The sequence below is a fragment of the Bifidobacterium sp. M0353 genome (genome assembly GCF_016100645.1).
In the GTDB taxonomy this organism is placed as follows: domain Bacteria; phylum Actinomycetota; class Actinomycetes; order Actinomycetales; family Bifidobacteriaceae; genus Bombiscardovia; species Bombiscardovia choladohabitans.
This window is the reverse complement of the sequence record NZ_JACFSB010000001.1, coordinates 38,912-51,163: the sequence shown is the minus strand read 5'-3', so window position 1 is coordinate 51,163 and position 12,252 is coordinate 38,912. Positions and strand designations below refer to the sequence as shown.

Genomic DNA, 12,252 nt, shown 5'->3' with positions numbered 1-12,252 from the left:
GCCCGTTGACGAATCCCTCATGGTCTCCATTGTAGGCACAGGCCCTAGTCCTCTGGCGAATCCACCGTCTGTGACTGGTCCTGACCGGCCCCCTGGTTGCCCTGCTGTCCCCCCTGGCTGTGACGGTAGCTCTGCCGCTGTCTTCCCGAGGACCGTTGCTGCGACTGCTGGGATGGCTGAGGCTGCTGGACCCCGCCGGTGAACCGGGGGTCGGGATTGCCGTAGGAGTTGTCCGGCTGGATATTGGCTGCGGCCAGGTAGGTGTTCATGAAGTCCTTCCAGGCCGGTGTGGCGATATACATGCCGTACCAGGTGTGCATGGACCTTCCGTTGATGGTCCTGTTGGTGAAGGAGACCTGACCCTCCGCATTGCCCACGGTGACGAAGGCAGCCACCTGGGGCACGAATCCGCCGGTCAGCATGTACTTGTCCTCGTGGGTGCCGGTCTTGGCGAAGGTCTTGCGTCCCCCGTCCAGCTGGGTCGTGGACGCCTCGCCTCCGGGCTGGACGACGCCCTGGTTGAGTGCATAGGCGGCGGTCTCGGCGATGCCCGGATCGATGGCCTGATGGCAGTTGGCCTTGGGCACCTTGACGGACTTGCCGTTCTTGTCGACCACCTTGGTCATGGCTATGGGGCTGCAGGCCACCCCCTTGGCGGCGATGGTGGCGTAGACATTGGCCATGGTCAGCGGGGAGGCCTGGACCGCACCGATGACCATGGGCGGCTGGAAGGTGTTGACCGAGTGGATGTCCATCTGATCCTTGGGGGAATTGTGGTAGCCCATCTCCTTGGCCGTATCGGCTATGGTGCACAGACCGATCTGCTGGGCCATGGAGGCCTGGGTGGTGTTGTGCGAGCGCACCAGACCCTGCAGGGGGGACTCCGGCGACGTGGTGCCGCCGCCGGAGTTCTCCACATGCCAACTGCCGGTGCCGAACCCGTAGGGGGTACCGTCCGCCATCTTGCAGGCGAAGGAGGTCTGCGGGTAGCTGGTGGAGGTGCGCAGGGGCTGGTTGATGGATTTGCCGGCCTTCATCCAGGACACCAGGTTGATGGGCTTCCAGGTGGATCCCACAGGGAAGCCCCAGCCGCCGCCGTCGACCTGATCCACGGCATAGTTGATGGCCGTGCGTGTGCCGCCGCCCGAGTTCTGGGTGGCATCGTAGATGCGGTTGATGCCGAAGCCTAGGACCTCGCCGGTGCCCGGACGGATGGAGGCTATCGTGACCTCGAAGCCGCTTCGATCATCCACGGGGATGGTGTCCCGGGCCGCCTTCATGGCCGCTGCGTTGGCGTTGACGTCCATGGTGGTGTAAATATCCAGGCCACCCTCCTTGAGGAGCTTGTTGCGCTCCTCCTGGCTCTTGCCGAACTCCTTGGAGTTGAGGATCTGCTTGGTCACGTAATCGCAGAAGAAGGCTGCGTCTCCAGCCGCCTGGCATCCGGCATCGACCGACTGCACGTGCAGCATCTGGTCCAGAGGCTTGGCCTTGTTCTCGTCATACTGGCGCTGGGTGATGTAATTCTCCTGGCGCATCAGATCCAGGACGATGTCCCGCTGCTCCTGGGAGGCCTTGATGTTGACGGTTGGGTCGAAGCGGGCGGGATTCTTGGTCACGGCGGCGATGGTGGCGGCCTCGCCCGGGTCCAGGTCCTTGGCCGACTTGCTGAAGTAGCGCCTGGCTGCCGACTCGACCCCGTAGACGTTGGTGCCGAACTGGGCTATATTCAAATACCCTTGAAGAATCTCGGCCTTGGAGTACTTCTTCTCCATCTGCACCGCGATCAGCATCTCGCGCATCTTGCGGGCTATGGTCTCCTCCTGGGCGTGGTACTCGGCGATGGGGTCGTTGTTTTCCTCAGCCTGGCTCATGAGCACGTTTTTGACATACTGTTGGGTCAGGGAGGAGCCCCCCTGGGTGTCACCCTGCTTGATGTAGGTCTGGATGAAAGCCCTGAGCACGCCCTGGGTGTCCACGCCGGCATGCTCGAAGAAACGACGGTCCTCGCGGGCCACCACGGCCTTCTGCATATAGTCGGAGACGTCCTTGATGGGTACCACAATCCTGTTCTGCGCATAGAAGGTGGCGATGACCGTGTGCCCGTCGGAGGCGTAGAGCCGGGACTGCTGGGGCAGATCGTTGACGTTGAAGTCGATGTTGTCCGTCTTCAGAGCAGGCATCAGATTCCTGGAGGCGGCGTTGATACCGAAGACAGCGGGAAACAGGAAACCAGAGACTACCACGCCGCCTGCGACGCAGAAGATGAGGTAAGCCAGCAACAGCGTGAAGAAGCGCCTGACCGACATGGATTTCTTTTGTTCGGGCATGGTCTCCATCCTAGGCCGTCGGCTCTACCGAACAGTGGCGTTCACATGCGCGAGCGTCGAATCAGCGGTCCGGGTTGGAAAATGATGATGGTGCGGCCCTTGCGAGAGATCCATCCACGGTTGGAGAAGTCCATCAGGGCCTTGTTGACGGTCTCGCGTGAAGCGCCGACCAGCTGGGCCAGCTCCTCCTGAGTCAGATCGTAGGGGACCATCAGCCCCTGCTCGAAGGGTTCGCCGAAGCGTGTGGCCAGATCCAGCAGGGTCTTGGCCAGGCGGGCCGGCACATCCAGGAAGACCAGGTCGGAGATGCGCTCGTTGTCGGTCCGCAGGCGGTGGGCCAGCACCTGAAGCATATCCACAGCCACCTTGGGATGCTGGTTGAGCCAGTCGAAGAGGGCATCGTGGTCCAGGGCTGCCACCTTGGTCTTGTTGACCATGACCACGGCCGAGGCGGTACGCGGGCCGCCGGAGGGGTCAAAGACGGGAATCTCGCCCAGGATCTCCCCACGCCCGTGGATGCTGAGCAGCTGGATGCGGCGGTCGGGCGACTGACGGACCAGCTTGACCCGGCCCTCCTCCATCAGATACATGCGGTGGTCGGTGTCCCCCTGTCGAAAGACCGTGGACCCCTTGGCGTAAGTGGACTCGTGCATGCTGTCCAAAAGCTGGTCGGCGTCCTGCCTGGGCACTTGTTTGAATAGGGCGGTCTGCCGGAGGGCATTCCCGTCATCGGGAATCTCGTTGGGCTTGTGAACCGCCATACTCCGCACTCCTTTTCGCCATGTCTGGCGGGTCTGCACCGACTCACGCATAGTTGATGACCTCACGCCGGGTTCGACGCGACTGAGCACGATTATACCCACACGCATCAACCCACTTTTTTGGTCAGGCGATCTGGGCGGTCCACTCCTCACGGCCGTAGCGATGCCGGGCCAGAGTGCGGGCCCGCTGCTCGACCTCGGGCGCCGGACTGGATGTGCGCAGATCCGCCACCAGGGAGGGCAGGGTGTCCAGAAGGGCATCGATCAGGGGTTGACGGGACAGACCGGTCTGCCTGTCGATGGGGTCCACCCGGCTTCTGACCGAGGTCACGGCCTTGTCATGGAATTTCTCCGGGTCCACGTTGAGCACCTGGGCCATCAGATCGGCATCCACAGAATAGGAAAGCGTGGTGTGGTGGAGCAGTCCGCCCGGTCCGCGGGAGCCTGCCGGCAGCCTGCGCTGGGCGGCGCCACCCATCTTGCCGCGTGGGGAGGCGATGTCATTCATGCCCTGCCAGCCGGCCTGAATCCCCTGCATGCGCAGACCACGAACCAGCCAATAGTCGCAGATACGGTAGGAGTCGATCAGGTCGGCCCCTTTGACAAAGTCCAAGGGAAGATAGAGGGAATAGGTGATGGCCCGGTCGGGCTGAATGACCATGGTGCCACCGCCCGTGCAGCGGCGAACCAGGGTAAAGCCCATACTGCGTGCCCGCTCGACGTGGACCTCCCGGCTCAGGGACTGGAAACGCCCCAGGATCACCGCCGGCGCCGCCCAGTTCCAGATGCGCAGGGTGGGCGGCAGCCGACCCTGGGCCACGGCGTCATTGAGAGCCTGGTCCATGGCCATCTGCATGGCCGGCTGACGTGGACGGTCCCTGATCAGGTCCAACTCCAGGCCGGACCAACGGCGGCGGCATTCGGCCTCATCCGGTTGGGACTGCCTGGAAGAGGGCTGGCCCGGCGCTGACGAGAGTTGGTCTGGATCGCCTTGTCTGCGAATGACCAGCCCATCCGGCAAGGCACGCTCCAGCGCGGTCACCAGGGTCCATGGGGACACACCGACCACCCGTTGACCGTCCCCTTCTGCCATGACCCTGTCCAGCCTTTCCAGAGCCAGACCAGGGTCCAAGGGCAACGGGAGGTCACAGATTGCGGATTCCAGCCGGAATACAGGCCCATGATCCCCTGCGGATTCCTGAGAGGCTGCCGGGGCTGGCTCCGTGAAGAAATCGCCGTCAATCCTGCATGAGGCGATGAACGGGCGGGAGTCGGATCCCCGGCCCAGGGTCAGGGTTACGGCCGCCAGTTTGCCGCCCATCTGCTTGCCGACGCCGCGCAGACGGGCCGGATTCAATCCGTCAGCTCCCATCCGCGTGCGTCACGATGCCAGAAGGAGCCGGTCGAGGATGTCAGAATCAGGATGCCTTCGATAAGCCCCCAGATTATGGCGATGGTCGGCCCGATGAAGAAGAAGAGGAAGCCGATCAGGGTGAGCATGAGCTGGGCCACGCCCCGCCCGGTCCTGCCCAGGTAGAAGTTGCCCACGCCGAAGCAGCCCAGAAAGATGCTGAGCAGACCGGCTGCAAGCTTGCTGTGCGGGGTAGGCGATATGGGATAGGGGCCGTTGCCGGTGGGCATAGCCCCGGGGTAACCGCCCTGGGGCATGCCCGGGTAGGGCCAGGGCATGGAGGTCTGCGGCGGATACGGCCCGCCGGGATACTGATTGCCGGGATACGGGCCTGCCGGGTATTGATTTCCCGGGTACCCAATCGGCGGGTATTGGCCGGACGGATACTGGCCGGGATAGCCCGGTCCCGGCTGATATGGCCTTTGAGGATACTGACCGCCAGGATTCTGACCGCCAGGATACCGGCCACCGAAATACTGTCCATCAGGATATTGCTGACCGGTTGGATATTGCTGACCGGTTGGATAACCGGCGGTCGGATACTGATTGGGCCGGTAGGGCCCTGCCTGATAGGCCCCTGGATATTGGCCGCCATTCTGAGGGGCGAACGGGTATCCGGCATTGGCCCTCTGACCGGTCGGATACCCACCATAAGGGTTCTGACCGGAGGAATACTGACCGGCCTGATAGGGGCTCTGATTCCCGACGCCAGCATCATGACCAGCAGGATAACCCTGAGCCTGCCGCTGACCGTCAGCCGCCCCGGCAGGAGCATCCCCACCGGCGGGCTCCCGCTGCTCGGGCGGTTTCTGCGGGGAGGGGGAGGAGCCGAAGCCAGGATTCCCTGTCGGCGTATCGCTGGGCTGCCGGTCGTCCGGCTGGGGGGCATCATCCATAGTCATGCCTTTCAGTCTAGCCGCCAACCGGCCCGATCACAGACGGGCAAGAATATCCCTGCCGATCTGCTCGGTGCTCCTCTGGGTGGAACCGGAGCGCTCGATGTCATCCTCCACGGCCCGCTCAATGCTGGCCGCCTCGTCCTCGAAGCCCAGATGGTCCAGGAGCATACCCGCCGAGAGGATGGCCGCCGTGGGGTTGGCGATCCCCTTGCCGGCGATGTCGGGAGCGGACCCGTGGATGGGCTCGAACATGGATGGGTAGGTGCCCGAGGCGTTGATGCAGCCGGAGGCCGAGTAACCCACGCCTCCCACCACAGCTCCTGCCTCGTCCGTGAGGATGTCGCCGAAGAGGTTGTCGGTCACGATCACGTCGAAGCGACTGGGCTCGGTCACCATGAATATGGTGGAGGCGTCGATGTGCAGATACTCGCGCTCCACATCGGGATACTCCTGGCCCACATGGTCGACCAGTCGCTGCCACATGTCTCCCGCATTGGTCAGCACGTTCTTCTTATGGACCAGCGTCAGGCGGCGGCGACGCTTCATGGCCAGCTGGAAGGCGTAGCGGATGACCCGTTCCGCCCCGTAAGCAGTGTTGATGGAGACCTCGGTAGCCACCTCCTGGGGAGTGCCCCGGCGAATGGAGCCGCCGGCCCCGGCATAGAGCCCCTCGGTGCCCTCCCGCACGACCACGAAGTCGATGTCGCCCGGGTTGGCCAGGGGCGACACCACGCCCTTGTAGAGCTTGGAAGGCCTCAGATTGACATACTGATCCAACTCGAAACGCATTTTGAGCAGCAGTCCCCGCTCCAGGATACCGGCCTTGATGCGGGGGTCGCCGATGGCCCCCAGGAGGATGGCATCCTGCTGCTTGAGCCGGTCCAGATCCTCGTCGGGCAGAACGGCTCCATCACGCAGATAACGCTCAGCGCCCAGATCGAAGTCTTCATAACGGATATCAGCCTTGCCCCGGGTCACCTTTTCCAGGACGGCCTGAGCCTGGGGAACGATCTCCTTGCCAATGCCGTCACCGGCAATGACCGCAATGTGATATGTCTTCTGCTTGCTATTTGTCATACCCCGAGCATAACGAGCCAGCCGAGCCGCTTTCATGACCCCGACCGAATCCCGGACAGACCATAATGGACAGGCACCAGGCGTTCTCGAAGGCCAGTTCCTCCCACTGCCGGTAACGTCCGCTGATGCCCCCGTGGCCCGCCTGGACCTCGATCCTGATCAGCGCATCGGCCCCCACCTGTGGCTCCTGCAGCCTGGCCACCCACTTGAGCGGTTCCACGTAGAGCACGCGGGTGTCGTTCATGGATGTGGTCACCAGGATGGCGGGAAAGTGGTCGCTACCGAAGAGCCGGCGCCTGCTATCAGCGTCAGGAACGTTCTCGTAGGGCGAGTAGGAACGCATGTACCGGTAGACCTGCTGATCATGCAGGGGGTCTCCCCACTCGTCCCATTCGGTCACGGTCAGCGGCAGGTCCGGGTCCAGGATGCTGGTCAGCGCGTCCACGAAGGGCACATCCGCCTCGATGCCGGCATAGAGCTGGGGAGCCATATTGGCCACAGCCCCCATCAACAGCCCGCCGGCCGACCCGCCATTGGCCACGGTGTGACGGGGATCCGCCCAGCCCTGAGCCTGCAGTGCGGCGGTCACGTCTATGAAGTCCAGGAAGGTGTTGACCTTGTGCAGCCGACGGCCCTGCTCGTACCAGGCACGGCCCATCTCCCCGCCTCCGCGCACATGGGGGACGGCGTAGAGCACGCCTCGGTCCAGCAGGCTGAGCCGACCTGTGGAGAAACCGGGATCCTGGCTGATCTCGTAGGCTCCATACCCGGTGATGAACATGGGCGCGGACCTGTCCGGATCATGGTCCGGCCAGGGACGGCGCTCGGGATGGTCGGGGGCCTGGATGACCGTGTCATCCGGCCCAGTCCTCCCGCTGGCATCCAGCCCCGGATGCATGCCCCGCCGCCAGACCAGGGAGACCGGCACCAGGGCTCCATCCCTGACCCGGACCAGAATTCGACGCTCGGCGTAGCGCTCGGGTCTGAAGTCGCCCAGAACACGGGCCCGCTTGAGTATTCGGTCCACGCCCCGGACCGGATCCAGCTCCCGCAGCTCAGCAGGGGTTCCATAACTGCCCCGGATGTAGCGCAGACCAGGGGCCTGGTAGGAGGGGTTGTCGGTGGGACCGATGCTGTAGAGACGGTCAATGCCGTCCCCTCCTTGGTCGGGCAGGACCTCGCGGAAGCGCCAGGGTCGGCCCGCCCACAGATCCTCCAGGGCCTGGTCCTTGGCGATGACGGCCATGTGGGGCAGGCTGTCGGCCCGGTAGGTCAGGACCACGAAGCTGCGGTGGATGCCCAGCCCCTCGATGCCCAGCCCGCGAGCGCCTTGGAGTATGGCCGGATTGCCTGGATCCCGATAGGGCTTCTCGGGCGGCAGGGAGGCCAGGTCTCCGGAGCGCTCGCAGCCGTAGGGACTACCCTGGGCCAACCGCACCCCTTCTCCAAGACGGAAGGGCGGACGGTGGCTGCGCAGGTCGATCAGATCCACCTCAAAGTTGGGGTTGTTCACATTGTGGTAGACCACGGCCACCGGCAGGTCCTCCCCCGCCGGACCGGCATTTTCGAACCGGGCCAGGCTGATGTCGTACTCAATCCCCTCCTTGCGGGGGATCAAGGGCACAAACTCGCCCTGCGTATCCTTCAGGTCCAGCATGAGCACCTCACTGGTGGTCTTGGACCCGGTGGCAATCAGCATGGCGGATTCGTCGTAGCTGAGTCCCAGCCCCACCCAGAAGCGCTCGTCGTCCTCCTTGTAGACCATGACATCCTGGTCGGCCGAAGTGCCCACCTTATGCCGCCAGACCGTGTCCGGACGCCAGGCCTTATCCAGGCCGGTGTAGAAGACCCAGCGTCCGTCGGGGGTCAGCACCGCCCCTGAGGAGACCTGGTCGATCCGATCAGGCAGGTCTCGACCGTCTTTCAGATCCCGGATGCGCAGGTCGTAGCGCTCATTGCCCCTGGTGTCCAGTCCATAGAGCATCCACCGGCCGTCGGCGCTCAGGTCCAGGCATCCCAGAGAGAAAAAGTCATGCCCCTTGGCCTCGGCGTTGGCGTCGAAGATGACCTCCTCGCCCGGCATGGAACCAGGCGCCGCATCGGCTTTAACAGCAGGAGGGTCCCAGTCATCCTGGTCGCGCACCGGCAGGCGGCACTGCACCCCATACTCCTGGCCCTTGAGCGTCCGGGAGAAATACCAGTATCCATGCATCCGGGTGGGCACCGACATGTCGGTCTGCTGTACCCGGTCGGTGAACTCCTTGAGCAGGGTGGCCCGCAAACCCTCCTGACCGGCAAGCCGTTCCTGGCAGTAACGGTTCTGGTCACGCACGTAGGACTTGGTGGCAGGATCCTCCCGGTTGCGCATCCACTCGTAGGGATCTTCGAAGTGATCCCCATGGAAGCATCGATCAGTGGGACGGCGTTGTGCACGAGGAGGCGCGGAATTGACGGCCGAAAAACTCATGGGGCGATTATATTCGGGCGCGACGACGCAGATAGGGCAGCAGGGTTCGCATCAGATTGGCACCCGTGGTCCCGTAGAAGACCGGCACCTGCGTCACCGGTACCGGTTGTGTGGCAGTCCGCTTGACCAAGGTTCCCAGCCCGGTCTCCTGGGGGCTCAACTGACGGATGCCGATGGCCAGGACCCGTCCCGGATACTGCCGCACCACCTGGGCGAATGTGGAGGGATCGCTCTGCCCATCGTCGCCCATGAGCACGAAGCGCATCTTGGGAAAGTCGGCCATGAGCTGGCGGATAAACTCCATCTTGTGCTGCACGATGGAGGGCACGAAGGTCTTGGGTCTGGGATCCAGGTCCCGCAGCAACAGGGGGCCGGCCGGAAAGCCGTGGTCGCGAATGAAGCCGCGTATGGATCCCTCCACATTCCAGGGCGAGGCCGACAGATAGAAGAAGGGTATCCGGGGGTCCAGGTCACGGATACGGTTGTAGAGCACGGCCATGCCCGGCACCGAGGCCCGGCGATGTGGATCTGACAGGAGCAGGTTCCAGGCAGCCTTCCAATGATTGGGCACCTGGCTGATCATGATGGTGTCGTCCACGTCGGATATGACGCCGACAGGGGTCTGACCGGGCACGATGTATAAAGGCGCGTCCACCGGCCGGCGGCCCCGCACCTGGTAGGAGACCCGGTGCACGCCTGGGGTCAGTCGATGCTCGGCCACCAGATCCAGGTAGCCCGACCGGTCGGAAAAGACCGCATCCGCACTCAGGCTGCGACTGGGATCGACGGCATCGTAGACCGCGGAGTCTCCCACCTGGACCCTCCCGATGGCCGTGCTGTCGATGGCCAGCCTGACCCTGGTCCTGGGTGCGGGTACGGTCAGCAGACCGCGGATGCCACGTATGGCCGGATCCTCACGTCTGCGCCCGTCGGTCAGAATGGTACGGCAGACCAGCCGGGAGTAGGACTCGGTACCGTAGCCCACGTATGGTTGAACGTCGGCCGACCAGCCCAGACGCCCGGTCATATTGATGGACAGCCCTACCCAAAGGTCGAAAGCGCCAGTAATCAGCCGCCTCAGCAGGCGGACCGGGGCCGGCCTGCTCTCGATGCCCTCCCCGGGCGCAGCTGAATCGAAGGTGGTGCTGACCGAATGGACCCGTAAGAGGTCTTCATTGCGGCCGGATCGCCTTGTCATAACCGGACCCGTCAGTTCAGGGTCTTCAGCAGCTGACCGTACTCCTCGGCGCTCATCAGATCGGGCTCATCGTCCTCCAGGTCGATCTTGGCTATCCAACCTTCCCCATAGGGATCGGAGTTGATGACCTCAGGATCGTCCGAGGCTGCCCTGTTGACGTAGGCGATGGTGCCTGCCACCGGGCAGACCACCGGCTCAACTGCCTTGGAGGACTCCAGCTCGATGACCTCATCGCCGGCATCGACGTGGGTGCCAGTCTCGGGCAGGTCCAGAAAAACCAGGTCTCCCAGCTGGTCCGCCGCATATTCGGTCACGCCCATGGGCGCCGGGGATTGGCTGGGGTCGATCCAGACATGATCCTGGGAATACCGCAGGTGTTCGGGCACATCCAGGCGGGAGGTTCCATCACTGTGTTCATCGCTCATGGTTCCAGCCTACTCGACCGTCTGTCAGAGCAAGTGCTCCTAGCGGGCCGGACCCGACGGAACCTGCCCTTCCACCTTGACCATGGTTCCGATGGGGGCGTTGTCGAAGATCCACTTGGCGTCCTGCTCATACATGTTGATGCAGCCGTGGGATCCGTATTGGGCAGGGTCTCCCTTGGCGATGCCGGCAGAGTTCCAGCTGGCCGTATGGAAGCCCTCGCTGCCGTTGTAGTAGGACACCCATTTGACATTGGGAGTGACGTAACCCTGCCCACGCATGGTCTGGACCGCGTAGCGCACATTGATGAAGAAGGTGCCGGTGTCGGACCATTTCCCGTTATCAGGCTTGCCTGAGCATATGGGGAAGGTCTTGACCTGGGTGGTGCCGTGGTAGGCGGTGGCGGTCTGGTCGCTGAGGTTGACCTGAATCCAGATGTCGCCGTCGGGCACATCGTAGCGGGCCACCCTGGTCTGCTCCTTGTGGGGCGTGATCTCGGCGCTCGCTTGGACCGGATTCGTGTCGCCCTCTTCCAGGGCCTTGACGACCAGGTCCGCCGTGGCGGACACATCCGTGACCCGGACACCGTCCACTCCCTTGGTGGTCTCGGCCACCACATCACCCTTGGTGTTCTTGACGTTGACGGCGGTGACCATATCCCGGTCCAGCTGCCGGGCCAGCTCCTGGTCCAGATACTGCTTGATGGCCTGCCGATCAAAGCCCAGCTCCATGGTCCCCTTGTCAAGATCGGTGACCGGTTTGACCCAGGTGGCCACTGTTGCCGCCGGGACGGTCATGAGATCATCATCAGCACCCTTGATGACCAGGTCCTTGGCCAGTCGTTGGTTGGCTTGAGAGGCCACCTGATTGGCGGTGTCCAGGCTGATGGGCATGGTCACATCCTTGTAGACCACCCCTACGGCCAGACGCCTTCCAGGTTTGTCTATCAAGGATGAGACGGCATCCTGCACGCGGCCCAGCTCAGGCGCCTTGCCTCCACGACCCTCCTGGGGCCGGAAGGCGTGTGCACCTTGATCAAAAACGATGGTGGAGGGAACGGAACGATCCTGGCGGGGAATGAACCGTTCAGTCAGATATTTGTCCATGGCCAGCTGATCCCGCTCGGCCACCAGCGGCACCGCCTCGCCATGGAATGGGTTCAGCCGGGAGAGGCCTGCAGAGCCCTTGGCGTTCATGATCTTGGTGACCGTGGCATCCGAATCCACGCTTACGCCCAGGTCCTTCAGTCCTGCCCGGGCAGAGGTGCCTTCACCCTTGAGTTCCACCTGGGAGTCACGAACCTGCCGATCGACGATCTGCCTGACCTGGTCCTTGGTCCGCCCCATCATGACCTGCCCACCCAGGGTGACGCCGGGGGCCACCCGATCACGGAAGAAGGCGCGGACGCCAAACCAGCAACCCACCAGAATCAGCACAGCCAGAAGCAGCAGGGCCAGGATGGTGCGTCCTCGATGGCCGGTCGAAGGAGCCTTGTGGGCGGCACCTGCCCCGAAAGCCCGCTCTGCCTCTTCGTCGGCGAACAGGTCCACAGGGTCAGGCCCCTCCCCGATCGTCGGCGGCATGGTCACTGTTTCGGCCTGGTCGACATCCGAGATACGAGGCTCTTCTTGCCCCTCCATGGCCATAACACACCTTTCGCTGCTGACAGTTCCTTGAAATATCTTA

At 63.5% G+C, this 12,252-nt stretch carries 9 protein-coding genes; all 9 read right to left on the bottom strand.

Translation table 11 applies throughout. The features are described 5' to 3' along the window. Nucleotides 1-44: 44 nt before the first annotated feature. Complete coding sequence (locus H3V04_RS00205; protein ID WP_232342384.1) at nt 45-2,330, bottom strand: transglycosylase domain-containing protein; 2,286 nt, start codon at nt 2,328-2,330, stop codon at nt 45-47. 41 nt (nt 2,331-2,371) lie between these two features. Continuing rightward, the gene (locus tag H3V04_RS00200; RefSeq protein ID WP_198186815.1) at nt 2,372-3,091 is read right to left on the bottom strand and encodes a Crp/Fnr family transcriptional regulator; all 720 of its coding nucleotides are present in this window, start codon (nt 3,089-3,091) and stop codon (nt 2,372-2,374) included. A 124-nt stretch (nt 3,092-3,215) separates the two neighbouring features. After that, the gene (locus H3V04_RS00195; protein WP_198186814.1) at nt 3,216-4,463 is read right to left on the bottom strand and encodes a biotin/lipoate A/B protein ligase family protein; all 1,248 of its coding nucleotides are present in this window, start codon (nt 4,461-4,463) and stop codon (nt 3,216-3,218) included. Then, complete coding sequence (locus H3V04_RS10455; protein WP_373564623.1) at nt 4,445-5,404, bottom strand: NINE protein; 960 nt, start codon at nt 5,402-5,404, stop codon at nt 4,445-4,447. The genes H3V04_RS00195 and H3V04_RS10455 overlap by 19 nt, the downstream gene beginning before the upstream one ends. 30 nt (nt 5,405-5,434) lie before the next feature. After that, nucleotides 5,435-6,478 (bottom strand): 3-isopropylmalate dehydrogenase, encoded by a 1,044-nt coding sequence (locus H3V04_RS00185; protein WP_198186813.1) that lies wholly within the window; start codon nt 6,476-6,478, stop codon nt 5,435-5,437. Beyond that, nucleotides 6,468-8,945, bottom strand: a complete 2,478-nt coding sequence (locus H3V04_RS00180; protein ID WP_232342382.1) for a S9 family peptidase — start codon at nt 8,943-8,945, stop codon at nt 6,468-6,470. The genes H3V04_RS00185 and H3V04_RS00180 overlap by 11 nt, the downstream gene beginning before the upstream one ends. Nucleotides 8,946-8,952: 7 nt before the next feature. Further along, nucleotides 8,953-10,143 carry an App1 family protein gene (locus H3V04_RS00175; RefSeq protein WP_029677772.1) on the bottom strand — a complete coding sequence of 397 codons (1,191 nt, stop codon included), beginning with the start codon at nt 10,141-10,143 and terminating at the stop codon, nt 8,953-8,955. A gap of 11 nt (nt 10,144-10,154) precedes the next feature. Next, nucleotides 10,155-10,568, bottom strand: coding sequence for a glycine cleavage system protein GcvH (gcvH, locus tag H3V04_RS00170; RefSeq protein ID WP_029677771.1), 414 nt, complete (start codon nt 10,566-10,568; stop codon nt 10,155-10,157). Between the two features lie 39 nt (nt 10,569-10,607). Continuing rightward, nucleotides 10,608-12,212 (bottom strand): L,D-transpeptidase family protein, encoded by a 1,605-nt coding sequence (locus H3V04_RS00165; protein WP_052323083.1) that lies wholly within the window; start codon nt 12,210-12,212, stop codon nt 10,608-10,610. Nucleotides 12,213-12,252 lie beyond the last annotated feature (40 nt).